The sequence below is a fragment of the Edaphobacter flagellatus genome, from assembly GCF_025264665.1.
In the GTDB taxonomy this organism is placed as follows: domain Bacteria; phylum Acidobacteriota; class Terriglobia; order Terriglobales; family Acidobacteriaceae; genus Edaphobacter; species Edaphobacter flagellatus.
This window is the reverse complement of record NZ_CP073697.1, coordinates 4,133,023-4,158,997: the sequence shown is the minus strand read 5'-3', so window position 1 is coordinate 4,158,997 and position 25,975 is coordinate 4,133,023. Positions and strand designations below refer to the sequence as shown.

Below are 25,975 nucleotides of genomic sequence, written 5' to 3'. Positions count from 1 at the left end.
CCCTGAAGTAGCCGATGTTATTTCGTAACGTTAAAGATCACTTTCATGCCCGATACAACCGAGCACTCTCGAATAAATGAGATCCTGCAACTCCTCAAGGAGCACACGACTGCCTCCATCGGGGAGATCGCTGAAAAATTCGCCGTATCCGAGATGACGATCCGGCGTGACATCCAGAAATTAGCCGAAACCGGACAGGTGATCCGTATCCCAGGAGGCGTTCGCATCGAACGCTGGCGCGGCATGGAGCGCACATTTGTAGAACGCCTCCAGAAGATGTCTCCCACCAAAAGCAACATTGGAGAAGCCGCGGCTGCTCTTGTTCGCGATGGAGAATCCGTCGTACTCGACTCCGGCACCACAACCCTCTACGTCGCCCGCCAGTTGCGCGCCCGCCAGAACATCACAGTCTTCACCTTCTCTCTCGCCGCGCTTGAAGAGCTCGCCTCCGCCGACTCGGTTCGCGTCGAGTTGACCGGCGGGGTCTATCGCGCCAGCAGTCATGACCTAGTCGGCCACGCCGTCGGAGAATATCTCTCCTCCATCTGTGCCGATCATGTCATCTTCGGAGCCGCCGCTGTCTCTCTTACCCGTGGTGTCATGGTCCACGATCCCGACGCTCAGCGCGAGCTCCTGCACTCCGGCAAACAACGTGTCCTCGTAGTCGACAGCAGCAAAATTGGTATCGAGGCCACCTATCGCCTCTGCGGCATCGAAGAGTGTGACCTCATCCTCACCGATAACGGCATCAAACCTGACGATCTCACCAGGCTCCGCCAGAAAACCACCGTCCAGATCGTTAATGCCCCCTGAAATTCATCTTCTCTTTCAATCCGGTATGTAGAGTTATCGGCAAACCACCATCTTTCCTTGCCCATGACTCCAAACGAGCTCGAGTTCGCCGACCATCTGGCCGAGCAGACTTTCTTTGATTGCGCGCGCAAGTTGATCGTCGCGCGGGCCCCTGGGCGCCTCGATCTCATGGGAGGCAATGTCGACTATACCGGTGGCTTCGTTCTTCAAAGCACTATCCGTGAGGCTACCTGGGTCGCAGTCCAACTCCGGCAGGACCATCGCATCCGCCTCCATAACCCCCAGGCAGCCCTGTTCGGCTGGCAGCCGGAGTTTGAGTTAAGCCCCGACGATCTCAACCACGCCAGCTCTCTCCGTGAACTTTGTCATCGCTCCGAAGCCACGCGATGGACTGCTTACGTGGTCGGCGGACTTCATCTCCTCCAGCAAAGAGGGCTTGGATTCACCCATCATGGAGCGGATATCTTTATTCACTCCAACCTCCCTCCCAACAAAGGTGTCAGCTCCTCCGCAGCACTCGAAATCGCCGTCCTCAAGGCCGCCTCCATCGCCTGCGGAACACCTCTCACAGGAGCCGAATTAGCCGTGGCCGGCCAATGGGTCGAAAACGAGATCGCTCAAGCTGCCTGCGGAATTATGGATCAGGCAGCCATTGTGTTTGGCCAGCAGGATACCTTGCTCCCTATCCTCTGCCAGCCGCTCCAGATCTATCCTCCCCTCCCCCTGCCGCCAGGAGTTCGTATCTGGGGGGTCGACTCGATGGCGCCCCGCTCAACCATCGGCACCGAATACGAGCGGGCCCGTGCCGCAGCCTTCATCGCATACACCTTGCTCTGCGATCAGCTCAAACTCCCGTTTGCTCTCGATACCTCCAGTGGTATACCCCGCTGGAAAGACTCTCTCTGGAACGGATACCTTTCCAATATCGAGCCCTCTATCTTCCGCGCGGAATACGCCGCATATCTTCCCGAAACACTCTCCGGAGCGGCCTTCCTCCAGGCCCACACCCATCACGCTGACCCTTTCACTACCGTCAAAGAAAATCTCGACTACCCAGTCCGAGCCGCTGCGAGATATGCCATCGAAGAAAACGAGCGCATTCGTCAGTTCGCCTCTATCATTCGAGAACGCCCAACAGAACTACCCCGGCTCGGCGAGCTCCTCTACCAGTCCCATCATGCCTATCGGGAGTGCGGGCTTGGCTCTGATCGTTGTGACGAGCTTGTCGAGATGGTCCGTCAGGGCGGCCCTGGCAGCGGACTTCATGGAGCCAAGATGACTGGGGGAGGAGCCGGTGGAACCGTCGCAGTCTTTGGCACTCCAGACGGCGCCTATGCCCTGAGATCAATCGTCGGGGAGTTTACTCGCCGCCACGGTGCGACACCACACGTCTTTGAAGGCAGCTCCGCCGGAGCAGATATATTTTGCCCCACGAACCTCCATCGATCCGTCGTACAGGCAAGCTGACATGCAGGGAGCCAATTCGCGTCTTCAGTCGATCCGCGCCGTCGCTCTTCTCATCCTTGCCAATCTGCTTTGGGCGGGACAGGGAGTGGCGATCAAAATACTCAACGGCGAGATGACTCCCATCGCGATTGCTCTTCTCCCGCTCTATCTCGTCACGCTTCTCCTCGTCCCCTTCGTCCTGATAAGACGTCAAAGCCATCGCGGCAAACTCAGTGCCGCGTGGCGTCATCGCAATCAGTTCCTTATCACCGGAGTGGGAGGCCAACTCGTCGCTCAGGCTGGAATGACGCTTGGAATCTCGCGTTCACTTGCAGCTAACGGAGCGATCCTCAACCTCCTCATCCCCATCTTGAGCGTTCTCTTTGCCTCTCTTTTCCTGCGCGAGCGATTGACTCTCCTACGCATCGGTGCGCTCCTCCTCGGTCTCTCCGGCGTCGTCCTTCTCTCCCCCATGCACTGGTCCACCACCGGTATCAGCCTCGTACGAGGCCTTACCGGCAACCTTCTCATTACCTGCGGCTGTCTGGGGTCGGCCTTCTATAACGTTTATTCCAAACGCCTCCTCACCGATTTCTCCGAGGTAGACATCCTCTTCTTCAGCTACCTCGCCGCAGCCATCTTCAGCATCCCTCTGCTTATCACGCTCGATCCCCACTGTCTCCACGACTTCAGCACTCTCATGCCTCGTCAATGGGCTGCTTTTACCTTTCTGGCCATCTTTATGTACGGCATCTCCATGCTGTTATTCCTTCATGCCCTTCGCTACGTCAATATTGTCGTGGCTTCCGCCTCTCTCTATCTGGTCCCCATCTTTGGCGTCTTTTTAGCTGTGGTCATGCTCGGAGAGCGAATCTCCTCACAAGCCTTCCTTGGTTTCGGAGTAGTCCTCCTCGGAATGTGCGTCGTCCTCCGCAACGACTATGCGGTCTAGGTGCAGCCTCACATTCTGTGATTTTTTCACACAGCAATCATGGCGCGACGCTAGAATCAACTCGCAATTGGAAGGAGCTGGGTTGATCACCGTGCGAGAAGCTATGCAATGGAGCCGAGGGACTTTTCACATCCTTACCGACCAAAATGCATTGGACCTTACTGCAATTCAAAGCTTTCTCAACAATGCTCCCTGGTCCTACGGCCTTCCCCTGAGCAAACTAAAAAAAGCCCTGCGCCACTCCCTGTGCTTCAGCTTGTTAGAGAATCACGTCCAGATTGGGCTTGCTCGAGTGATTACCGATTACACTACGTACGCCTATCTTTGCGACGTTTACATCCTCGAGGAGTTTCGAGGACAGGGACTCGGCTCATGGCTAATCCAATGCGTTCTTGAACACCCCGAGTTGCAAGGTCTGCGTCGAATATCGCTGCTTACCCACGATGCCCAAACATTCTACAAGCCCCTTGGCTTCGCTCCCCTTCTGCAGCCCGAACGCTACATGGAACGCCCTCTAGGTAAAACCCTCTCTCCTCAGCTAGAAGGGGGTTCGATCATAGACATTATTAGTGGCTAGACAGCGTTTCTGGCGCGACTTCAAATCAACATTTGAACGGAAGGCGTTTCGCCACTTCGGCGGTCCCGTATTGGTCGTGTGTTCTTCTTTTGAGTTATGAGCGAACTTCTAAGACACTTGGAATGTTCCAGGTATGAATGTCGAAAGAATGAGCGATGCCAGCCCTTCTCAAAGATCGCTCTACTGGTCAATTGGATGAGCCGAGGATCTCGTGACACAAAAACCGTAAACCGAGAGCGCTGATTACTCTCTGTCCACTGGAACTGTGCGGTGTGGCTAGGGGTGAACAGATAGGCAAAGGTGGCCGATATCTTATTGCAGCCTGTAACCTGAATGGCGGGATACTGCAGCAGAGTGGCAGCATTGCCCAAAGAAGTGGACGGACTAGTAGAAAAGATGTACTAGAGCCAATACTCGCACGGTCAAATACCGTATTGGGAACACCTCTAACGTCGGCTTGTCACCGAATTTTCATCAAAGGCATTCCGCTCATTTCGTCTCTTGCTCATGAATTCCGGTAGCGACAGTTTTCATAATGTAGGAATAAGCTCATCAGGCAGCTTCTCCTTGACTCTGCTGGCCGCAAACTTAGCCGGTTTCGGAGAATGCTAGTTTTATTACGGTAATGGGTAAAAGCAGCCAGAGGTTGGCATGTCGACTGTAGTACGGAATCTACCTAAAGTTTATTCAGAGGAAACGCTCGTTCCAACTGACGTACTCGAAGAAATTGAGGCAATTCTGTCCAGCGAGGAGTTTGGAGAAGCCAATGCTCTCAGGCATTTTTACGTCACATCGTCGAAGCGTTTTATCGAGGGAATGAAGACTCCTTAAAGGAGCTAGTGGAGTTGCACTGTTATCATCTGAATCGCTCAACAATCTTCTCAAAGAAGCGCCAAATGATTGGCCACAGAAAAATTTGCAACTCGTGATCCGATTCCATCACGCACTATCGGTGGATTATGCGCCGCAAGTTGTGGCCGCCGTCTATTGGTAGATCACCGCCGTTTCTTGGTTCCGCTTCTCCCTAACGCAGTATCTACGCAAATCCGAATGGTTGAAGGGCTTATAATACACCGAACGTTCCCAATGAGAACCTCGCATCTTTCCTTTTCTTGTCAAGTGCGTCCGATTGCATGGAACGTTTCGGTCCCATCCTTCTCGGCCTGAATTACACGGCTACAAACCAATTATTGCTGCTTCTTAAACACATCCTGGAATATGAGATGGCCCCAAGAGCGCCCGCGTGCGTGCACCAGCCATCCACCCTCGTTCAGCTTTCCCAGATTGACGGGTGCGAACCCGAGTTGTTTGGCCAGGTCTGCCACGGGAGCGACTGCGTCTTCGTCGTCGCTCGAAAGAAAGACGACGCGATGGCCACCTTCTACGATCGGGTCGGTAGCCAGCTTGGCCGCGCCCAGGTGGTTGAAGCCCTTTACCAGCTTGGCAGCAGTAAATGACTTCGCCAAGAAGGCGGACGACGGAAGACCGTCGAGTTCCTCAGGCGGGATAGGAGACGAGTTCATCGCGTCGATGATCGTTTTACCATTCCAGCTCGGCAGCACCTGCGCAACACTCCGATGTTCGCCGAACGGGACTGCCAGAAAGATGGTGTCGGCCTTGAGTGCCTCCTGCAGCGACCCAGCAACGACAGTGGGACCGATCGCCCGAGCCTGCGGGGCCAGCTCTTCGGGTCGCCTACGACTCGCGACGGTCACGTTGATGTTTTTACGGGCGAACGCGTGGGCGAGGGCCTGACCTATCTTGCCGAATCCAACAATTGCGTAGCTCATAAGTTCTCCAATATCTATTGCAGTTGCACTGCGCTGATCCGGCGCCCGTTGAGTGCGTAGTGACCTCACTCAACGGGCGCCGGATCAGACGGTCGTCATGCCGCCATCGACGAACAACTCCACCCCGTTCACGTAACTGGAGTCGTCGGAAGCAAGGAACAATGCAACCGTGGCGATTTCGTCAGGTTGGCCCATCTTGCCGCGCGGAATGAGCGACTCGAAGAACTCCCGCGCTTCCTTGGTGAGAACTTCTTCCTGCATCGGCGAGGTGACAGCCCCCGGCACCAGCAGGTTCACTCGAATATTTCTACCTTTCAGTTCGTTGACCCAGGTGCGTGCGAAGGAGCGCAACGCCAGCTTGCTCGCGGCGTACACGCCGAAACCCGGGAAGCCCTTCGCCGAAGCATTGGATCCGGTCATGATGATCGATCCACCATCGCTGAGCAGCGGCAACGCTTTCTGAACGGTGAACAGTGTGCCACGCACGTTCAGGTCGAATGCCGCATCGAAGTGCGCCTCGGTGATCTGGCCTAGCGGCAGCGGCTCCCCCTTGCCGGCGCTCGCAAAGAGGATGTCGATCTTGCCTTTCTCGCGCTTCACCGTCTCGAATAGGCGGTCCAGATCGTCAAGTTTGGCTGCGTCTCCGCGCACGCCGGTTACGTTCCGCCCTATCGCCTTGACGGCTTCATCGAGCTGCTCTTGCCGGCGACCTGTGATGAACGCATAAGCCCCTTCTTCCACGAACCGCTTGGCGCTCGCCAACGCCATGCCGCTCGATCCGCCCGTGATGACTGCAACTTTTCCTTCAAGCTTTCCCATGATTTTTCCTTTGATCGATGTGTGATCTTCAGTGCAAAAAGGCATTGGTGATGGCCGGAGATCAGCCTCCTCTGTCGAACAGGCAAACTCAGATAGCCGAGAAGCCGCCGTCGACAGCGAAATCCATTCCATTCACGTAGCTCGAATCATCGGAAGCAAGAAATAGTGCTGCCGCTGCAATCTCCTCAGGACGGCCCATCTTTCCGCGAGGAATCAGCGACTCGAACATCTCCCTCGTTGCCTTGTCGAGTCGCTGGGAGTCCGGCGTGTCGACCTGACCCGGGCTCAGCACATTCACCCGAATATTTCTGCCCTTCAATTCGTTAAGCCACGTGCGTGCAAACGAGCGCAATGCGGCCTTGCTCGCCGCATACACACCAAAGCCAGGGAAGCCTTTCAATGAAGCTACGGATCCGGTCATGATGACCGACCCGCCATCGTTGATCAGCGGCAGCGCCTTCTGAGCTGTGAAGAGCGTTCCTCGCACGATAAGGCCGAACTCACTATCGAAATGCTGTTCCGTGATCTCGCCTAACACGGCGGGTTTGCCCTTGCCTGCGCTCGCGAACAGGATGTCGATCTTGCCTTTTTCGCGCTTGACCGTGTCGAACAGATGATCGAGGTCGTCGAGATTCGCCGCGTCGCCCCGCACGCCGGTTACGTTCCGGCCGATCAGTTTGACGGCATCATCGAGCGCATCTTGTCTGCGGCCCGTGATGAAGACATAGGCGCCCTCTTCGACGAACCGTTTGGCGCTAGCCAGCGCGAGGCCGCTCGATCCGCCCGTGATGACCGCAACTTTACCTTCCAGCTTTCCCATAAATGACTCCTTCCGAATGTGTGTAGCATCCATTACAGGAGAGTAGATAGCCGTCGCGGTGGATGAGAACTGCTCGGACGTCCAAGAATTTTGTCTATTCGTCCAGAACAGAGAGGCAATGTTGGATCCGATAACAGACATATTCCGTACAATGCACGTCAATGCCTTCGGCCTCCACAGGCTCGAAGCAACGGCTCCTTGGGGTGTAAGGCAGGAAAATCAGACCGAAGAAACCGTCACGCTTTCCGGCAAAAAGACCACCATAGATGCGGCGCACTTCGCCATGCTTTCGCGTGGCAACTGCTGGCTCAGCGTGGAAGGGATTTCAGAGCCAATTCCCCTCACTGGTGGCGACTGTTTCCTGCTTGCTCCGGGTACTTCAATCGTCATGCGCGATAGCCCTCGAACACGTCCGCGGTGGACTTTCCGCGAGATCGGTGCCGGCGCCAACGGCAATATCACTCATTGTGGAGAAGGTGGCGCGCCGACGACCATCGTCTGTGGGTCCTTGAGCTTTGATCGCGGCGGTCTTAAGCCGATCACTCAGTTCTTGCCGAAGTTCATTCTGATCAAGGCCGATCAGGCACGCACGCTTGCACTTCACACAACCATGCAGGCGCTGGCCTCGGAGATGGCAGAACAGGCGCCGGGATCTGGGGTCGTCGCCAGTCGACTGGCGGAGGTTCTGTTTATCCAGATACTCCGGGCATACATCGCATCAGAACCGGAACGCAACCGTGGTTGGCTTCGTGCTGTTTTCGATCCTCAAATCGGCACTGCATTGACTGCGTTTCACGATCATGTCGGTGCGCCATGGACGGTCGAATCCCTATCGGAAGCGGCGGGCGTGTCCCGCTCCCTGTTTGCAGTGCGATTCAAGGAACTGCTCGGACAGACACCGCTGGAATATGTGACCGAGTGGCGTATGCAAAAGGCGATGCACTTACTCGAGAAGCGTGACAAGAAGCTCATCGACGTGGCTCGGGCTGTCGGTTACGAATCTGATGCCGCCTTCAGTAAGGCGTTCAAGCGAGTGGTTGGAGCAAATCCTGGGGAATACCTCAAGCGTAGAGAGGCAGGCCTCGATCGGTCCCTGTAAAACGCACTTCTCGTCGGTTGGCCGTTGCAGACGATAAGCCGATCTATCGTTAGGAATCGGTGTAGATGAGTACATTGGCGATTTCGCGCTCATCGAAAAACGGTGACGCACAGGACCGCATTCCTCTTTGAGATACCCCTTCGTGGTGACCGACTGATTCGTAGTATCAGACAGCAGGCATGTTTATTGTATGCAGTTTACCTGTACAGATAAACTGCATATATGCCATACTTGTTTCATGAATGATCGGGTAAGTTCTTCTCAAGTCGAACGGTCCTCCGCACTTGCGGCAGAGCTTCGGGCAGTCTTTGGCAAACTCAAGAGGAAGCTGCGCGAACAGGGTGGACAGAACGATTTGACGCCTTCGCAAGTCTCCGTTCTGCTTCGCATTGAGAATGACGGTCCTGCAGCCGTATCGACACTCGCCCGAGCTGAGGGCATGCGTCCTCAGTCGATGAGCGCCATCATCACATCGTTGCTGGAAGCCGGATTGGTGAGCGGCTCGCCAGACCCGAACGATAGACGGCAGACCTTGATGTCGCTCTCCCGGAAATGCCAGAAATTGCTCCGTGACGGCCGTGCCGCAAGACAGGATTGGCTCACAACAACAATCCAAAAGAAGCTTTCCACCCAGGAACAGGAAAAGCTTGCTGTTGCCGTCAATCTGCTCGCACGCCTCATCGAAGATTGATGCCTTCAAGTATGGCCACTCAACTCTCATTCAATCCTGTCGAGGAGAAGAACCGAATGCCCCTTACAACGCTTGATCCGAAGACCGCTCTTATTGTCGTTGATCTTCAGAAAGGCCTTATCAATGCACCGTTTATCCATCCGATCGCCGGAGTCATTGAGCGAACCTGCGCTTTGCTTGATGCTTTTCGTCAACGTGATCTCCCGGTCGTTCTGGTCAATGTTGCTGGAGGCGCAACTGGCCGGACGGAGCAGCCGCGCCGTTTCTCGACGCTCACCGAAGGGTTCAGTGATCTGATTCCGGAGCTGGATCGCCAAGCCAGCGATATCGTAGTAACGAAGCGCACATGGGGCGCGTTAGCGAGTACGGATCTAGAGGCGCAACTGAAGGCCATCGGGGTAACGCAGGTTGTTATCACAGGAGTGGCCACTGGTACTGGCGTCGAAGCAACGGCTCGCCAAGCGTATGAAGCAGGCTTCAACGTCACGCTTGCCCTCGACGCCATGACCGATGCGCGTCCCGAAGCGCACGAATACAGCCTTGCGAGCGTCTTTCCCCGTCTCGGGGAAACGGGCTCAACCCAGGACATCCTTAACCTACTGGCGACTAGGAGCGCATAACCATGAACTGGCTTTATCTTGCATCGTATTTTTTCGGAGGAATGTTCCTGGCCAACGCCGTTCCCCATCTTGTCAGCGGCATCATGGGACGGCCTTTTCAGAGCCCTTTCGCGAAGCCTCCAGGCCAGGGACTCTCCTCATCTACGGTGAACGTTGTATGGAGCTTCTTCAACACCGTGGCCGCCTACCTTCTCGTAGTACGCGTTGGCAACTTTGATATCAGATCGACAAGAGACGTCCTTGCTCTAGCGGCTGGCGTACTACTGATCAGCTTGTTCTCAGCGCGGCATTTCGGCCAGTTTCATGGGGGCAACGCGCCGGAGCGTTCATGAAGAATCCGGTGGCGGGTGCTTTCCGCGCTTTGAGCATCTTTAATTTTCGGGTGTGGTCAGCGGGTGCTCTGGTTTCCAATATCGGTACATGGATGCAACGTGTTGCTCAGGACTGGCTCGTCCTTACGCAGCTCACTCATCATGATGCCTCCGCTATGGGAATCGTCATGGCGCTGCAGTTTGCACCACAGCTTCTTTTGTTGCCCTGGACCGGATTTGCTGCAGATCATCTCAACCAACGCAAGCTCCTGATGGTGACCCAAGCGACGATGGGAGTGTTGGCGCTGGCTTTGGGAATCCTTACGATCATGGGGAACATCCGTCTTTGGCAGGTCTACGTATTTGCATTGTTGTTTGGCTCGGCGGCTGCATTGGATGCTCCCGTGCGCCAGACGTTCGTGGCCGAGCTGGTGGGTGACGACCATCTGCATAATGCAGTCGCGCTCAATTCGACATCATTCAATGCCGGCCGTATGGTCGGCCCCGCAATTGCTGGTCTGGTCATTGCGAAGGTGGGAACTGGTTGGGCGTTTGCGATCAACGGCATATCATTCGCTGCAGTTTTGATTTCGATGTCGCTGTTCCGCGTGTCCGAACTGTATCCGAACATGAGAGCTCGCCATACCGCCGGAGGATTTCTGGAAGGATTCCGCTATGTCTGGAGCCGCCAGGATCTCCGGGCCATCCTGGTCATGCTGTTTCTAATTGGGACCTTCGGGCTTAACTTCCCGATCTTTACTTCGACAATGGCTGTCAACGTCTTCCATACCGATGCGCGCGGCTTCGGACTTCTATCCTCCATCATGGCGATTGGCACCATCTCCGGAGCGCTGCTTGCCGCAGGTCGCGACAAGCCGAAGTTCGGGTCGTTATTTGTCGGCTCAACAGTCTTCGGGATTGGATGCACTCTCGCTGCGCTGGCCCCCGGTTACTGGTGGTTCGCCGCGGCTCTGATGGTCATTGGTGTTGCGGCCCTGACACTCACCAACGCAACCAACAGCATGATGCAGCTCACGACGGAGCCTGCCATGCGAGGCCGGGTCATGGCCCTTCGGCTCGCCGTCGCGCTAGGAGGTACGCCGATAGGAGCTCCGATCGTGGGGTGGGTGGCAAACCGTTTCGGTCCCCGGTGGGCACTGGGGGTAGGCGCGTCATCGGGGTTTGCCGCTGCCCTGGTTGCGATATATGTTCTGACGCGGCGAACCGGACTTAACGATGCCGATTTGGCTCGATGAGTGTAAGTTGATGCCGATCATTGATCTCATTTGATGAATCATGAGAAAGTCAGCGCATCGTCAATGGTTGCATTCGAGTCGCCCGATAAACACCATAGTCGCCAGTCGAGCGCAGCCGACGAGCGAAGGCCAAGCCGCGAGATGTAGGTGCAGGGAGAAACCGACCGTGATTGGACCCAATCACTTTCTGGCCTCTAAATTGACCTCGGATTTTACTGTAAGAGATGAATTCTTTGGTGGAGCTGAGCGGGATCGAACCGCTGACCTCCTCGTTGCGAACGAGGCGCTCTCCCAACTGAGCTACAGCCCCAAACATGCTTCGAACTCGCGACCGCCACCCCGGCACATCGCATCGAAATCACTCTAGCGAGTGTATCAGGAAGACTGTTTCGCCTCAAACCTCTGCTGCCTATTCTTCTCCCGCGCCTGAGACCTCTGCACGGATCACCGTACCCACGGTAATCGGCTTCTCTACCAGATGCCACATCTGGCTCCCATCGCGCACGACCTCAAGTACAGGAATCACCAACCGGGCACCACTCTTCGCCACAGCCTCAAGCTCGCCCGTATCGCCAACACCAAACTCCGTATGGTCCAACAGAATCTGCCATCGCTGAAGTCCAGCGACACGGCTCTCTTCCAGTATGTCGACAACTACCGCTGAAAAGCTCAATTTGCCAATGCCCCTGTCAACATCCCCGTCAAAGCTTCCATCTCGCGCTTGCTGCCTACACAGAAGGGCGTGCGCTGATGTATTCCTTCTGGCTTGATCTCCAGAATTCTCCCCGCGCCATTCGTCGCCGCGCCTCCTGCCTGCTCAGCGATAAATGCCAACGGATTCGCCTCATACAGCAGTCTCAACTTGCCCTTCGCCTGCTTCTCCGTCGGAGGATACAAAAACACGCCACCCTTCAAAAGCGTTCGATGAAAGTCCGCCACCAGACTACCGATATAGCGCGAGCTATACGTCTTCCCCAAACCACCTTCACGCAACATCGTGACATAGCGCCGGTACTCCTCCGGCCATCCCGCAGCATTCGCCTCGTTCACCGAATAGTAGCTTCCCTGCTCCGGCATCATCATCCGCTCGTTGCTCAGTACAAACGCGCCAATCGTAGGATCAAGCGTGAATCCGTGCACGCCATTGCCCGTCGTATAAACCAAGACCGTCGAAGGTCCGTATACGACGTATCCCGCGGCAACCTGCCTGAACCCCGGTTGCAGAATCGACTCCTCCAGTGTTCCCAGCTCAGCGGGCAATCGCCGCAACACACTGAAAATCGTCCCTACATTCACATTCACGTCAATATTGCTGGACCCATCCAGCGGATCAAAAACAAGGATGTACTTCCCTGTCTCCGCATCGCGGTTGAACGTCACCGGCTGCTCATCTTCTTCGCTCACCAGGGCCGCAACACTATCGCGCAGACCGAGACAGTGCAGCATAGCCTGATTGGCATATACGTCCAGCTTCTGCTGCTGCTCTCCCTGCACATTCTCCGCGCCGGCAGCACCCAGCACATCGCTTAGCGCAGCCGAACGAATCTTTGCCTCAATCATCTTCGTCGCAAGCGTAATACCGCTCAGCAGCCAACTGAACGTTCCCGTCGCCTCGCGTCCGGTCGACTTCAAAAGCGCCTGTTGCTGCTGCAGAATATGCTGCTGAACGGTCGTAATCATTGCCATGGGTCGTATCCGCCTGAAATTCTTTCTAAAGCCAATCCAGACCTTGAACCTATCAGAACATAGGCGATTCTCACCACTCCGGCGATAACCGCGCATCTCCTATGGATTCAACGCAGGTTCATTTCCAGCCAGAATTGCCTTCGTGACTTTACTGCCCACGCGATATGCGGCCTCCAACGACATCGCATACCCTGTAAACGCGGCATGCTTTTCGCCGTTCGCGCTCTGCTCCGCCGTCATGCCATCCGGCTGCCTGTCAAAGTTACTCGCTGTCCTCAACAGCAGAGCGCGGTTCCAATTCGCGCGGCCCGCCTTCGTCAGCGAATACAACGCGACCATGGCGCCCGAGTCATTCATCGATGTCGTTCCCATACGCGCACGCCCATCCGTCGCATAGCTCACCCACCGGTGAGCCCACGCATCCATCTTCGCGCCATGCCAGAAGGTCTCCGTTGCAATGTTCGCGCCAACACTTACTCCAGGCACCGCCTGCGCCTTCGGAAACCCCTTATAGCGCGCACCCAATGCCCGCATCGGCTCTGTCTGCGGTAGCTTCATCTCTCGCGTCAGGCCATAGGCCCAATCCAGCAACTGTGGATTCATCTGCACCACCGTGCCGCGCCAGTTGATCTGCGCCGCATCCTTCGACCACGTCCTCACATCCTCTGCGGACCCCGCATCCACGCGCGGCTGCTCCTCCGGCCTGCTCTTGTCGATCGCATAGTACCCGTCTTCCCATTCCTTCGGCATCTCGCGCGGATCAATAAAGTGCAGCAAATCTCCATTCACCACATAGTCTGTCCAGAAAGCCATGCCGAGCGAGCCATCCTCCGGCGAAACTCCTGCGATTCCATTGATCAGCCAATAGCTTTTTCTCAGATCGAATCGGTTGTCGAAACCAAGCGCCATCAAATTTACTGCTGGCCGAATCTGTCCCGGCCCCACAACCACGGCAATCTCCGATCCATCCGCGTTCGCTCGCACCACGTGCGTCATTCCCGGCACTTCAATCACTCGATCCAGATGATCACGTTCGATCCAGAACTGCGCTTCTCCCGGACGATCCCCCGTGTCTGCTCCCACCTCAAAGTAGCTCACTACAACCACCTTCGGCCGCAGCACCTCTTCCTGCGCACGAAGCCCGGTCGTCGCCACTAAGCCGGCAATCATTACCGCAACAAGCCATCTCACCATGTACGTAGCCTATCGCAGCCCTCCGAAAACAAGTTGAAACACCATCCGCGCATCCCGCGGCGATTCATTACAATCCCCTCATGCCCTCTAGAAGAAGTTTCCTACTCGCCGCCTCCGCAGCAGCTGTAGCCCCGTCCATCGAACTTCAGGCACAACGCCCCACCGCCACACCTCCCTCCGATATCAAACTTCCTCCCGCCATCGCTGCCCTCGCCAGCAGACGCAAAGAAGCCATCCCCATCACGCTCGAAGAACGCGAACAGCGCATCGAACGCGCCCGCCAGCTTCTCACCAAAAATAAAATCGACGCGCTCGTCATCTGCACCGGCACCTCGCTCAACTACTTCACCGGCCTCCGCTGGGGCCAGTCCGAACGCTTCTTCGCCTGGGTCCTCCCCGCCAAAGGGAACCCCTTCATCGTCTGCCCCGTCTTCGAAGAAGGCCGTGTTCGCGAGCGCATCGACGCCCGACCAGCCACACTTCCGCAAGCCTCCACGACAAAGATCTACACCTGGAACGAAGACGAGAATCCCTACGCTTTGCTAGCCCGCGCACTCAAAGACGCTGGTATCTCCACCGGCCGCGTCGGTGTGGAAGAACGCACGCAGTTCGCCTTCTCCGACGGCATCGCCCACGCCAGTCCCACCATCACCGCCGTCAGCGGAACCACCATCACCGCAGGCTGCCGCGCCGTCAAATCCGCAGCCGAGCTCGCCCTCATGCGTCTCGCCAACGACAACACGCTCAAGGTCTACGAGGCCACCTTCAAGTCCATCGAACCCGGCATGACCAACCGCCAGGTCTCCGAGCTCATCTCTGCCGCCTACGCCCGCACCAGCTTCCCCGGCGAAGCCTCCTGCCAGGTCGGCGAATACTCCGCTCTCCCTCACGGCTCGCTCCAGCCACAGGTCATTAAAGAAAGCCAGATCATCATGCTCGACGACGGCTGCACCGTCGAAGGCTATCAGTCCGATATCACACGCTCCTTCGTCCTCGGCAAAGCCACCGACAAGCAGAAGCAAGTCTTCGATATCGTCCATCGCGCCCAGTCCGCCGCACTCGCCGCAGGCCGCGCAGGAGCCCCCTGCCATGCCGTCGACGACGCCGCACGCAAAGTCATCACCGACGCCGGCTACGGCCCCGACTACAAGCACTTCACCCACCGCCTCGGTCACGGCATCGGCATGGACGGCCACGAGTGGCCCTATCTCGTCCGTGGCAACAACACTCTCCTCGAATCCGGCATGACCTTCTCCGACGAGCCCGGCATCTACATCCCTGGCGAGTTCGGCATCCGCCTCGAAGACGACTGGGTCGTCACCCCCGACGGAGGCGACATGTTCACTCCGCAAAGCCACTCGCTCGAAGACCCCTTCGCCAAATCCTGACCACCCTTTCATCCTGCTAACCGAACACATTTTTCATAAACCGGTAACGTACCGCAGCCGCAACATTGCGCGCAGGCCTGTGTTCGTTATGGTGCAGACACATATCGCAATCGATCGGTGGTTTTCTTGCGGCTAAAATTCATCCTTTGCCATCCATGTATCGGCCTTGTTCTTCTCGCGTCACTCCTTTCACCTGCGTTCGCTCAACTCTCTTCAAATCGGGAACAGAAAGACCTGTTCTTTGAAACAACGGGCACCCTGCGCGAGACCATCCACGCCAATCGTTCCTGGGGCGAACGAGACACCGCAGCCAACGGCGCGCACTCCAGCGTGAATATCGAGTGGGATAAAAACCACACCGGAAGCTGGTTCATCGAGCAGCAACGGGATGCATTCGATATCATCGCCATCGGTCTCGCCTTCCACGACACCACTGTGGTCGACCGCGGAATCCGAGTGCTTGAGTGGGGATTCCGCCAGCAAAACCCCGATGGCTCCTTCTCCTGCCAGGATGCCTTCCACAGCACTTCATTTTTTCTTGAAGCCGCCGCGCATAGCCTCATCCTTCTCCGCACAGATCCCATGGGAGAGCCGTTCGCTCCACGTCTGAACGCAATCCAAAAGAAGCTTGCCCTCACCGCACAGTGGATGACGCGCCCCGACATAGAAGCCGCAGGTAAGGCCCGCAATCGCCCCTTCACGCATCGCCGGTTTCTCGTAGGCGCGGCACTGGGTGAAGCATCCGTCGTCCTGAAAGACAGACAGCTTCAACAAAAGTCCGAAGAATATATCCGCGAGGGTCTCGCTCTCCAGTTGCCCAATGGAGTCAACCCCGAAAAGGACGGCTTCGACAGCAACTACCAGGCAGTTGGCCTTAGCTATGCCCTGCGCTATTACCGGCTCGTAGCAACTCCCGAGCTCCAGTCAGAGATGAAACCGCATCTCGAGAACGGAGTGCGTTGGCTATCCAGCCGTGTCCAACCGGACGGCACCATATCGTCTGCAGGCAATACGCGCAGCGGCGGTGAAGAAAAGAACCGTGATGGAACGCCAAAAGGCGTGAACTACACGTGGGCCGTCCGCACCTTTGCCGACTGGGCTTTGATGAGCGGCAATAAGCACGATGATGAACTGGCACGTCAGGTATGGCAAATGTGGCAAAAGGTAAAACCTGCATAGCTTCATAACTCAAATTGCGCGCGATCGGTCACACCTCGGCGCTCAATCGTCCCAACTCCTCCCCTCTAACCCTTCATTTCATGTACTCTCATGGATTGTGCGCATCATCACTGCCAGCGCATCGCACAATCTTCATCGGAGCACGCATGCACCTCACCACTAAAACCCTCCTCGCTCTCACTCTCGCACTTCCCCTCTCCGCCTCCGCACAAACCACCTCTCGCGGCATCGATCTCTCCCGCATCGACTCCGCCGTCCGTCCCGGCGACGACTTCTACCTCTTCGCCAACGGCAATTGGATCGCGCACACCGAGCTCCCCGCCGACCGTGCCGCCCTCAGTACCTTCAACATCCTCGCTGACCGCAGCAACAAGCGCGTCGCCGCCCTCATCGAGCAGGCCGCCAAATCCAACGCCGCACCCGGCACCGACACCCGCCGCATCGCCGACCTCTACCACTCCTACATGGACGAGGCCACCATCGAGGCCCACGGACTCGCTCCCATCAAGCCTCACCTCGACGCCATCGCTGCGATCAAGACACCGCAGCAGCTCGCCCACGCCCTCGGCCTCTCTCTCCGCGCCGACGTCGACGCGCTCAACAACACCAACTTCCATACTGCAAACATCTTCGGCCTCTGGGTCGCACCCGGCTTCAACGACCCCGACCACTACGCCCCATATCTCCTCCAGGGCGGACTCCAGCTCCCGAACCGCGACTACTACCTCGCCGACACCCCACACATGAAGGAAGTCCGCGCGAAGTACCAGGCCCACATCGCAAAGATGTTCTCGCTCGCCGGACTCTCCGAGCCCGAAGCCCGCGCCACCCGCGTCCTCGCCCTCGAGCACGCCATCGCCGAAAAGCACGTCTCCCTCGCTGAATCCGAAGACATCCACAAAGCCAATAACGTCTGGACCGTCGCCGACTTCTCCGCCAAAGCCCCCGGCCTCGACTGGCCCGAATTCTTCCGCGCCGCCTCGCTCGACAAGCAGACTAGCTTCATCGTCTGGCAGCCCTCCGCCTTTACCGCCGAAGCTGCGCTCGTTCAGTCTGAATCCATTGATGCATGGAAAGACCTCCTCACCTTCCACATGCTCGAGGCCTACGGCACCACCCTGCCCAAAGCCATCGCCGACGAGCGCTTCGCCTTCGTCGGCACCACACTCACCGGCGTCTCTCAGCAGCGCCCGCGCGACATCCGCGGCATCACCTTTGTCAACGGACTCCTCGGCGACGCCGTCGGCCAGCTCTACGCCAAGCAGTACTTCAGCCCCGAAGCTAAAGCCCAGGCCCAGGCACTCGTCGCCAATCTACTCGTAGCCTTCCACCAGCGCCTCGAAAACCTCTCTTGGATGGCGCCCGCCACCAAAGCCGAAGCCATCAAAAAACTCGGCACCCTCCAGGTCTCCGTCGGCTACCCCGACCACTGGCGCAGCTACGCAGGCTACGAAGTCAAACCCGACGACATCTTCGGCAACCTCTGGCGTAGCAATATCTTTGAAACACGCTACGAGATCTCCCGCATCGGTCAACCCGTCGACCGCAAAGAGTGGACCATGGAACCGCAGACCGTCAACGCCGTCAATCTGCCACTCCACAACGCCCTCAACTTCCCTGCCGCCATCCTCGAGCCGCCGTTCTTCGATCCCAAGGCTCCCGCCGCCGCTAACTACGGAGCCATCGGCACCGTCATCGGCCACGAGATCTCCCACACCTTCGACTCCGAAGGAGCTGCCTTCGACTCCCAGGGACGCGTCCGCAACTGGTGGACCCCCGAAGACTTCGCGCACTTCAAAACCGCGACCGAAGCTCTCGCCGCCCAGTACGACGCTTACAAACCCTTCCCCGATGTCTCCGTCAACGGCCACCAGACCCTCGGCGAAAACATCGCCGACGTAGCGGGACTCGCCGCCGCCTACGACGCCTACCACACATCCCTCAAAGGCTCGGCACCACCGGCCGCAGGCTCCTACAACGGCGACCAGCAGTTCTTCATCGCCTTCGGACAGAACTGGGGCCTCAAGATCCGCGACAACGCACTCCGCCAACAGATCCTCACCGACCCGCACGCGCCAGGCATGTACCGCGCCGCCACCGTCCGCAACATCGACGGCTGGTACACCTCCTTCGACGTCAAACCCAACGAAAAACTCTACCTCGCCCCCAACGACCGAGTCCGCATCTGGTGACCACAGCAGCACCCGCTGTCCAACAAGGTGTCATTCCGAGCGAAGCCGAGGAACCCCCGCATTTCGAAATCGGGTCCTCGGCGAGTATTGCCTCCCCACGAGAGTTGGTTCAGCCGGGTGCCCCATTCATGGCGCGACCTTATCGCGACATGGGTGGGCCATTCGAGCGAATACTCGAATTACCTATAGGTACGCCAAGCCTTCAGGCTTGGCTCTCTCTGCCTTAATAAAAGGGCCACGGCTTCAGCCGTGCCGAAAACAAGTCGCCGCGAAGCGGCAACCGCTCTGCCGAAGGCCGGAGTGAAGCCCGAAGGGCGGAACGACCAACCGCCAGCTTGAGCAAAACACCTGTCAAGCCCCCACGCATTGAAAAATTTGCACAACCCAATCAAAAACAATCACTTCCAGCCACAACCCAAAGTGCCGATTAATTCCATCCAGGTAGCTACAATAAAACCAGTAGACAAAAAGAGAAATCCAGGCGTTGATCCTGGATTTCTCTTTTATTATCTATATTTTACGCATAAGTCTACTGTTTTGAATATTTTGCCGAAATAGTACGACCGCAAGTCCTTATTCATGAATATTTTGCGAAAATAAGGGGGGAGGGGGTCACGGCAGCACCAGCACCTCGACTCCACTGGCAGCGCCAGCATTCCGATACACACTCTCAGTAGCCTTCACAAACTGTTCCGGCTTCGCCTGCGGAATATCGACAAACGTCTGCGGATTGCGATCCACCAGCGGGAACCACGAGCTCTGCACCTGCACCATGATCCGGTGCCCAGCGCGGAAGGTGTGGTTCACATCCGGCATCTCGCCGTTGACGGCAGTTACCTTCCCCGGAGTGAGAGGCGTCGGCTTCTCCCAGCTGTCGCGGAACTTCGCCCGCATCGGCTCGCCGCGCACAAGCTGTTGATAGCCACCCATCACCAGCGGAGCCGCTCCAAGAATGCGCTTGTTCCCCGACTCCATCCCCGGAGGATTCGCGGCGTCATATGGATACACATCAATCAGCTTCACCACAAAATCCGCATCCGTGCTCGTCGAAGCAATCTTCAGCTTCGGCTTCACCGGCCCGACGATCGTCACATCCTGCGTCAACGGCTCCGACATATACACCAGCACATCCGATCGCGTCGTCGCGAACCGCTGATCGTCCGCCATATATCGCTGCGGCACCGTATCCGTCGGATACCCGACAAATGGCACCGGATGCGCCGGGTCGCTGACGTATTCATCAACGCCCGCCTTCTCCGCCGGAGGATCGAAGCTCAACCCTCCATTCGCGCGGAAGTAGAGCGTCTTCACAACCGCAGGCTTCGGAGGCCACGCATCGTATGTCTTCCACACATTCGTGCCCGTCTCAAACACATAAGCCTTCGGCAGCGCAGGCTCAGGCTTGTCCTTTAAATAATGCTCGAAGAAAGGCAGCTCGATCTTCTCGCGATAGAACAGCGACGTCTTTGCATTGAACTCCACATCGCCCAGATGATCGCCATCCCCGCGCGACCAACCACCATGCGTCCACGGCCCGACCACCAGCGTGTTCGTATTGCCTGGATTGAACTGATCGATCGCATGAAATGTCTTGAACGGCCCCGACAGGTCCTCAGCATCAAACCAGCCGCCGACCTCCATCGTCGCCGCATGAACATTCTTCATATGCCGCGAAAGATCGCGCTTCTGCCAGTAGTCGTCGTAGGTTGTATGCATCAGCTGGTCGCGAAACAGCCAGTTCTTGCCGTCCAGATACACCTTGCCTGTATCCAGATTTCCCGTCGGCCCCGCTTCCAGCAGCGTCGCGTAGGTATCTGGATTCTCCGTACTCGAAGCGCCGCCGCGCCCTGCGCCACCACCCGTCGGAATCAGCGGATTCTTCTGAGGCAGGAAGAAGCGATAGAACCCATAGTTCGCGCCCAGCATAAACGCGCCGCCGTGATAGCCATCGTCGTTGAAGAACAGGTCCGTCATCGGAGCCTGCGGACTTGCAGCCTTGATCGCCGGATGCGAATCGATGATGCTCGCCGAGGTGTAGAAACCCGGATAGCTGATGCCGGTAATGCCCACCTTGCCATTGTTATTCGCCACCGTCTTCAGCAGAAACTCCACCGTGTCGTACATATCGCTCGACTCATCCACATCCTTCGACGATTTCTTGTCGTCGATATGCGGATTCATCTCCTGAAAGACGCCTTCGCTTCCATAGCGCCCACGAGCATCTTCACACACGAAGATGTAGCCCGACTCCATCAACAGCTGGCTAGGCCCCACGCGAGCCGGATATTTGTCCACGCCATACGGCCCGCAGCTATACGGCGTCTTCGTCACCAGGAACGGATACGGCCCCGCATCCTTGAACGCGCCCAGCTTCGGCACATACACCGCAACAAACATCTTCGCCCCATCGCGCATCGGAATCCGATACTCATATTTCGTATAATGCGTCCTGACAAAATCATCAGACGGAGCAGCCGGAGCCTGCGACCAGCCGACGCAGGAGGAGACAAGTAAAGCTATCGCAAAAGAAAGTACTGCCTTCATTGATTCATCCTTGTACACCGAGATTCGGGATGAACCGAAGTCTACAGCACTTTCTCCTCAAAAAATTTTCATCGTCCTACTGGAATCCCATCCAGGCTTCCAAGCCGTCCCACTGGATACAACCCCACGCGATTCGCCGCATACCAAGGCGATCGCTCGTAGAAGAACTCCAGCCTCGCGGAAGGGCTACCGGCAAACACCGGATCGCTGGCCACCTTCTTCTCAAACTCAGCCTTCAGCTTTGGGTCCCTGGCCATCATCTCCCGCGCCAGATCCTCCAGTACGTAGGCTTCGCCATACTCCTTCTGCTCGAAAATTGCGTCGAAGAAGCCCCACTGCATCGCCGAATCAGGAGCCGCAGGCTCCAGCCACTCAACCGCAACCTTCGACAATCGCTGATTCAGGCGCACCACCGCCGAGCCAGCCGGAAAACTCATCCGCTCACGCACCAGAGCACAGCTTCCGAACTTACCCGGATCGTGAAGTGCCTCACCGTTAAACGTCGGATGCCTCCCTTCAAACGGAGGCTCCTGCCACATCATTCCCGCGCAGCGATACGTCTCCACATCGCCAGACCACGCAGCCGTCGTGCGCGCCATCTCCACCTGATGCGCAGACAGCACATCGATCACCTTCGTCCACTGCGCCGGAATGATGTAGGCCGCCGGAAGCGTTGCTTCCGCCGTCACCTTAAACCCGGTCTGGAATGGCAGCGAAACATTCCACGGTTCATGCGTGTACTTCACCCACATCGCGCCGGAAACCGCACTCAGCTCACGCGTGTACTTATATCCGCGAAACAAAAACGGAGTCGTCTGCCCGCCCCAGCCGAGCGCCAGCGGATACTTCACATTACTCAGCGGATGCGCGCCCATCGCTTCGGCTTCTTTATCCGCAGCCGCGTTCATCGCAATCAGCTTGTCAGCATCACGATTTACCAGATCCAGCAGACCCGCAAGAATCTCGTAGTTCCCTATCACACGCGTCTTGTAATCCTTCAGCATGTGCAGCTCCACCAGCATTGACGGACGCCCTTCAAGAATCATGTACCCCGTCGAAAAGCGCGGTGGATCGTCGTTGAAGCCAAGCCCTTGCGCCGGATCGTTGTCGTTCACAAGATTGATATAAGTCGGTGCAGCCAGATGCCCGTGCGCATCGACATACTTCTCCAGCCCCGGCGTTACGACATCGTCCACCCATTTTGCTGTCGCCGATGGCATGTTCGGCCCATCGTCGATCGTGAACGTTACGTCGTACTGATAGTCCGCACCGTCCGTCACATGATCGTCGACAAAGAAGTCCGGTAGCCAGCGGTGAAACATCGCCATGAACGCCCTCGTCTCGGGAGCATCGTCCTTCAGATAATCGCGGTTCAGATTCAGATTCGTCCCATTGCCGCGGAACCCCATCTCCGCTGGACCATCCTGATTGATACGGTTATACCGACTGCGACGCTCGTGCCCATCGGCGTTGTACATGGGGATGAAGATGAACACCGCCCGCTCCAGTAAGGCCGCTTTCGACTTCGTAATCACCATATCGCGCAGCAGGGCCAGACACGCATCCTTGCCATCCATTTCGCCTGCGTGGATGGAGTTCTGCACCAGCACGACCGGACGCTTCGCAGCATGAATCGCTACCGGGTCGAAGACGCCATCTCGCGAGACAATCACGATATCCAGATCGCGTCCTTCGCCTGTCTTCCCGAATGACTCAATCTTCACCTGCCCCGGGGTCGCAGCCTCTACACGCTGGAGATAGCTCATCGTAGCCGTATAGTCTGGCGTGATGGCATAACACTCCCTCTCCGCCGGAGTCGCCCACTCTCCGCCTGTGGCGCAGTCTCGCGCTACCTTTGGAGCATCTATCAACTGCGGCGAAGCCACGGTCTGCCCATACATCGCCGAACCCAATACTGTTGCAACCAGCAAACCGAATCCGATCCGCATCATGTTCCTCACAGAAAGCTCTTCACACCACGCTAGCATCCCGGAGTCACTTGCTCACCGCGCCGGATGAATCTATCTTGAGGTTATGGATCAAGGTCTCTGGGTCACCGTCGATCGTTATCTCGCCGACACGCTTATCCCCGCCGATCACAACATGGCCGAGGCGCTGGACGCCAATGCTTGCGCGGGTCTTCCTGCCATTGATGTAGCCCCTAACCAAGGCAAACTACTGCATCTGATCGCCCGCGTTCAGGGGGCAAAACGCATCCTCGAGATTGGAACCCTTGGCGGCTACTCGTCTATCTGGCTTGCCCGTGCGCTTCCATCTGACGGGCAGCTCATCACCCTTGAGCTCGATCCCAAACATGCTGCCGTCGCCGCCAACAATATTCGGCGAGCCGGACTCAGTTCGCTGGTCGATATCCGCGTCGGCCCCGCGCTCGAATCCCTCGAAAAGCTTGCGGCTGAGAACCCAGCGCCGTTTGACTTCATCTTCCTCGATGCCGACAAGCCAAACAATCCGAACTATCTTGACTGGGCGCTTCGCTTCTCCCGCCCCGGCACCGTCATCATCGGAGACAATGTGGTCCGCGAAGGCGAGATTGTCGACAAGAACAGCACCGACGAGCGCGTTGCAGGGACACGGACCTTCCTTGAAAAGCTCGGCACACACCCGCGCCTCGACGCCACCGCCATCCAGACCGTGGGCAGCAAAGGCTACGACGGCTTCGCACTTGCCGTCGTAAAACCCTAATCTCCTCAACTAAGTCAGATCGTCGGTATCAAATGGCGGCCGCTTGCGGCCAAGTGCCGAAACATCGTGCGCGCCGCCAACCAACCCCTTCACTACTTCATCGATCTCATCATCGACATCGGCAGAAGCAACCATCCGAGCCGGTGGGTCGGCCAACTTCACACTCTCCAGCAGCACCGTCGCATGAGCCACGGCCACATGATCCTGGTTCAGCCCCTCCGGCGTCTTGGCTTTGATGCCAACCTCACCGGGCTTAACTCCAAGCAGCTCGGCAACACGCTCGCGCAGCTCACCTGCGATCGGCACAATCTTCGGCTGCGCCATCACTAGCACGGTGTCCACATTGACGATCTTGTATCCGGCGGTTGCCACCTCTTCCAGCGCCGTCTCCAGAAAGACGTGCGAAGCCGCGCCCTTCCACCGAGGATCGCTCGGCGGGAAGAACGTTCCGATATCACCAGCTGAGACCGCGCCCAGAAGTGCATCCGTAATCGCATGCAGTAACACGTCGCCATCGGAGTGGCCCGCAAGCCCCTCAGGATGCTCGATCTTCAATCCGCCAATCACCAGTGGTACACCTGGCTTGAACGCATGCGAGTCGAAGCCGTATCCGATCCTCATACTCATCGCGCACCTGCCCCTGCTGCCTGATTAAGATAAAACTCGGCCAGTTCAATATCTCCCGGCTGTGTGATTTTGAAGTTCTTCGCCGAACCCGCCACCACCGCAACCTCAATCCCTGCTCGCTCCAGCAGACTCGCTTCATCCGTCCCAGCAAAACCGTCGGCTTCCGCCTCGGAAAATGCGCGCTGCAACAATCCGAATCGCGCTCCCTGCGGCGTCTGCGCCAGGACCACCCGCTCCCGCGGCACCGTTGCTGTAATAATCGCGCCATCGGCCGTGCGTTCTACCTGCTTGATCGTATCCACCGCAGGAAGACCAACGATTGCCGCTCCATGCCGCTCGATCGCGTCGATCGTCCTTTCAATTGTCGCTTCGTCAATCAGCGGCCGCACCGCGTCATGCACCAGCACGGCATCATCGTCGTCGCACTCCAGCGCCAGTAAGGCATTGTTGACCGACCCTTGCCGGTTCTCGCCGCCCTCTACTAAATGAACGCGCGGCCCCAGCTTGTACTCATGAATCTGCGATTCGACTCGCTCGCGCTCTGTACCGCGCACCGCCAGACAAACAGCATCGACTCTAGGTACCTCAAGAAAGGCTCTTACCGACCGCACCAGCACCGGAACCCCACCAACACTCAAAAATTGCTTCGGGGCCGCTGCATGAGAACCCGCAGCCATCCGCGTACCGATACCCGCTGCCGGGATAATGACAAAAACTCGCATAACCAGCGAAGTATACAAGATTGTTGAGGCAAACTCTCAGTCTGGCTTCTGGTTCTCCACCATCAGCATCATCTCGTTGCTGGCTTCAAAGCCCGCAGCTTCATAGATTGGCCTTCCCGCCGACGATGCATGCAGGGCTACAACGCCAATGTCCCGACGGCGAGCCTCCTCAACCGCTGTCTGCAGCAGGCGTTTCGCCAGCCCCTGCCCTCGCGCTTCGGGCGAGACGTAAAAGTTCAGCAGATACGCCCGCAACGGCTTCGGATCACGCCAATGTGGAACAAAATCCAGTAACAACATGCCTCCGCCGCCCACCACCTCGCCATTTTTTACCGCTAACCATCCCAGATAGTGTCGGTCAGTAAGCTTCTGCCTAACCCAGGGGACGAAGGAGCTCACCATCGCCTGCATCGCAGAGTCATCTGGCTGGCCCATCTCGATAAACATCTTGCGCCTATGCACGCCAATCAGTTCGGCATCGGCCTCCGTCGCCATTCGTATCTCAAACATCTTCCTAGTATAGGAACGGATAGGGATCCACACATC

Annotated in this window: 24 protein-coding genes and 1 tRNA gene; 13 read left to right on the top strand and 12 right to left on the bottom strand. The window is 57.2% G+C overall.

Going from position 1 to position 25,975, the window contains the following annotated elements:
- Positions 1 to 45: 45 nt before the first annotated feature.
- From KFE13_RS17365 to KFE13_RS17350, 4 genes are all read left to right on the top strand, one after another.
- The gene (locus KFE13_RS17365) at positions 46 to 813 is read left to right on the top strand and encodes a DeoR/GlpR family DNA-binding transcription regulator (RefSeq protein ID WP_260704853.1); all 768 of its coding nucleotides are present in this window, start codon (positions 46 to 48) and stop codon (positions 811 to 813) included.
- 63 nt (positions 814 to 876) lie between these two features.
- Positions 877 to 2,280: a galactokinase gene (locus tag KFE13_RS17360; protein ID WP_260704852.1), complete on the top strand. Its 1,404-nt coding sequence runs from the start codon at positions 877 to 879 to the stop codon at positions 2,278 to 2,280.
- Between the two features lies 1 nt (position 2,281).
- On the top strand, positions 2,282 to 3,211 hold the full coding sequence (locus KFE13_RS17355) for a DMT family transporter (RefSeq protein ID WP_260704851.1): 930 nt from the start codon (positions 2,282 to 2,284) through the stop codon (positions 3,209 to 3,211).
- A gap of 91 nt (positions 3,212 to 3,302) precedes the next feature.
- Complete coding sequence (locus KFE13_RS17350) at positions 3,303 to 3,788, top strand: GNAT family N-acetyltransferase (RefSeq protein WP_260706992.1); 486 nt, start codon at positions 3,303 to 3,305, stop codon at positions 3,786 to 3,788.
- 1,187 nt (positions 3,789 to 4,975) lie between these two features.
- Here the strand turns inward: KFE13_RS17350 and KFE13_RS17345 are convergent.
- The 3 genes from KFE13_RS17345 to KFE13_RS17335 all read right to left on the bottom strand — a co-directional run bounded on the left by KFE13_RS17345 (position 4,976) and on the right by KFE13_RS17335 (position 7,217).
- Positions 4,976 to 5,578 carry an NADPH-dependent F420 reductase gene (locus tag KFE13_RS17345; protein WP_260704850.1) on the bottom strand — a complete coding sequence of 201 codons (603 nt, stop codon included), beginning with the start codon at positions 5,576 to 5,578 and terminating at the stop codon, positions 4,976 to 4,978.
- Between the two features lie 84 nt (positions 5,579 to 5,662).
- Positions 5,663 to 6,397, bottom strand: coding sequence for an SDR family NAD(P)-dependent oxidoreductase (locus tag KFE13_RS17340; protein WP_260704849.1), 735 nt, complete (start codon positions 6,395 to 6,397; stop codon positions 5,663 to 5,665).
- 88 nt (positions 6,398 to 6,485) lie between these two features.
- On the bottom strand, positions 6,486 to 7,217 hold the full coding sequence (locus KFE13_RS17335) for an SDR family NAD(P)-dependent oxidoreductase (protein WP_260704848.1): 732 nt from the start codon (positions 7,215 to 7,217) through the stop codon (positions 6,486 to 6,488).
- A gap of 121 nt (positions 7,218 to 7,338) precedes the next feature.
- Here KFE13_RS17335 and KFE13_RS17330 point away from each other — a divergent pair, with 121 nt between their 5' ends.
- From KFE13_RS17330 to KFE13_RS17310, 5 genes are all read left to right on the top strand, one after another.
- Positions 7,339 to 8,316, top strand: coding sequence for an AraC family transcriptional regulator (locus KFE13_RS17330; RefSeq protein ID WP_260706991.1), 978 nt, complete (start codon positions 7,339 to 7,341; stop codon positions 8,314 to 8,316).
- A gap of 238 nt (positions 8,317 to 8,554) precedes the next feature.
- Complete coding sequence (locus tag KFE13_RS17325) at positions 8,555 to 9,007, top strand: MarR family winged helix-turn-helix transcriptional regulator (protein WP_260704847.1); 453 nt, start codon at positions 8,555 to 8,557, stop codon at positions 9,005 to 9,007.
- 56 nt (positions 9,008 to 9,063) lie between these two features.
- On the top strand, positions 9,064 to 9,627 hold the full coding sequence (locus KFE13_RS17320) for a cysteine hydrolase family protein (protein WP_260704846.1): 564 nt from the start codon (positions 9,064 to 9,066) through the stop codon (positions 9,625 to 9,627).
- Between the two features lie 2 nt (positions 9,628 to 9,629).
- Positions 9,630 to 9,959, top strand: coding sequence for a hypothetical protein (locus KFE13_RS17315; RefSeq protein ID WP_260704845.1), 330 nt, complete (start codon positions 9,630 to 9,632; stop codon positions 9,957 to 9,959).
- The gene (locus KFE13_RS17310) at positions 9,956 to 11,194 is read left to right on the top strand and encodes an MFS transporter (protein ID WP_260704844.1); all 1,239 of its coding nucleotides are present in this window, start codon (positions 9,956 to 9,958) and stop codon (positions 11,192 to 11,194) included. Before KFE13_RS17315 ends, KFE13_RS17310 begins: the two co-directional genes overlap by 4 nt.
- A gap of 234 nt (positions 11,195 to 11,428) precedes the next feature.
- Here KFE13_RS17310 and KFE13_RS17305 read toward each other — a convergent pair.
- The 4 genes from KFE13_RS17305 to KFE13_RS17290 all read right to left on the bottom strand — a co-directional run bounded on the left by KFE13_RS17305 (position 11,429) and on the right by KFE13_RS17290 (position 14,074).
- Positions 11,429 to 11,504 (bottom strand) — tRNA-Ala (locus KFE13_RS17305).
- Positions 11,505 to 11,603: 99 nt separating this feature from the next.
- Positions 11,604 to 11,867 (bottom strand): alanyl-tRNA editing protein, encoded by a 264-nt coding sequence (locus tag KFE13_RS17300; protein ID WP_260704843.1) that lies wholly within the window; start codon positions 11,865 to 11,867, stop codon positions 11,604 to 11,606.
- Positions 11,864 to 12,880 carry a class 1 fructose-bisphosphatase gene (fbp, locus tag KFE13_RS17295; protein ID WP_260704842.1) on the bottom strand — a complete coding sequence of 339 codons (1,017 nt, stop codon included), beginning with the start codon at positions 12,878 to 12,880 and terminating at the stop codon, positions 11,864 to 11,866. The genes KFE13_RS17300 and fbp overlap by 4 nt, the downstream gene beginning before the upstream one ends.
- Positions 12,881 to 12,979: 99 nt before the next feature.
- A complete protein-coding gene (locus tag KFE13_RS17290) occupies positions 12,980 to 14,074 on the bottom strand; it encodes a purine-nucleoside phosphorylase (protein ID WP_260704841.1) in 1,095 nt (364 codons plus the stop codon).
- Positions 14,075 to 14,154: 80 nt separating this feature from the next.
- On the opposite strand from KFE13_RS17290, the gene KFE13_RS17285 reads away from it, so the two are divergent.
- The 3 genes from KFE13_RS17285 (at position 14,155) to KFE13_RS17275 (ending at position 18,833) form a co-directional block, all read left to right on the top strand.
- Entirely contained in the window at positions 14,155 to 15,462 is a 1,308-nt protein-coding gene (locus KFE13_RS17285) for a M24 family metallopeptidase (RefSeq protein WP_260704840.1), read from the top strand.
- A 126-nt stretch (positions 15,463 to 15,588) separates the two neighbouring features.
- Positions 15,589 to 16,641, top strand: coding sequence for a hypothetical protein (locus tag KFE13_RS17280; RefSeq protein ID WP_260704839.1), 1,053 nt, complete (start codon positions 15,589 to 15,591; stop codon positions 16,639 to 16,641).
- Between the two features lie 146 nt (positions 16,642 to 16,787).
- Positions 16,788 to 18,833, top strand: a complete 2,046-nt coding sequence (locus tag KFE13_RS17275) for a M13 family metallopeptidase (protein WP_260704838.1) — start codon at positions 16,788 to 16,790, stop codon at positions 18,831 to 18,833.
- 612 nt (positions 18,834 to 19,445) lie between these two features.
- Here the strand turns inward: KFE13_RS17275 and KFE13_RS17270 are convergent.
- Positions 19,446 to 21,377 carry a CocE/NonD family hydrolase gene (locus KFE13_RS17270; RefSeq protein ID WP_260704837.1) on the bottom strand — a complete coding sequence of 644 codons (1,932 nt, stop codon included), beginning with the start codon at positions 21,375 to 21,377 and terminating at the stop codon, positions 19,446 to 19,448.
- Positions 21,378 to 21,445: 68 nt separating this feature from the next.
- Positions 21,446 to 23,329 carry a M14 family metallopeptidase gene (locus KFE13_RS17265; protein ID WP_260704836.1) on the bottom strand — a complete coding sequence of 628 codons (1,884 nt, stop codon included), beginning with the start codon at positions 23,327 to 23,329 and terminating at the stop codon, positions 21,446 to 21,448.
- A gap of 82 nt (positions 23,330 to 23,411) precedes the next feature.
- Here KFE13_RS17265 and KFE13_RS17260 point away from each other — a divergent pair, with 82 nt between their 5' ends.
- Positions 23,412 to 24,080: an O-methyltransferase gene (locus KFE13_RS17260; RefSeq protein ID WP_260704835.1), complete on the top strand. Its 669-nt coding sequence runs from the start codon at positions 23,412 to 23,414 to the stop codon at positions 24,078 to 24,080.
- A 9-nt stretch (positions 24,081 to 24,089) separates the two neighbouring features.
- On the opposite strand, the gene ispF is transcribed toward KFE13_RS17260, so the two are convergent.
- From ispF to KFE13_RS17245, 3 genes are read right to left on the bottom strand one after another with little or no spacing between them, the layout of a single operon-like run.
- Positions 24,090 to 24,707 carry a 2-C-methyl-D-erythritol 2,4-cyclodiphosphate synthase gene (gene ispF / locus KFE13_RS17255; RefSeq protein WP_260704834.1) on the bottom strand — a complete coding sequence of 206 codons (618 nt, stop codon included), beginning with the start codon at positions 24,705 to 24,707 and terminating at the stop codon, positions 24,090 to 24,092.
- Positions 24,704 to 25,429 carry a 2-C-methyl-D-erythritol 4-phosphate cytidylyltransferase gene (ispD, locus tag KFE13_RS17250; RefSeq protein ID WP_260704833.1) on the bottom strand — a complete coding sequence of 242 codons (726 nt, stop codon included), beginning with the start codon at positions 25,427 to 25,429 and terminating at the stop codon, positions 24,704 to 24,706. The genes ispF and ispD overlap by 4 nt, the downstream gene beginning before the upstream one ends.
- Before the next feature lie 36 nt (positions 25,430 to 25,465).
- Positions 25,466 to 25,939: a GNAT family N-acetyltransferase gene (locus KFE13_RS17245; protein WP_260704832.1), complete on the bottom strand. Its 474-nt coding sequence runs from the start codon at positions 25,937 to 25,939 to the stop codon at positions 25,466 to 25,468.
- Positions 25,940 to 25,975 lie beyond the last annotated feature (36 nt).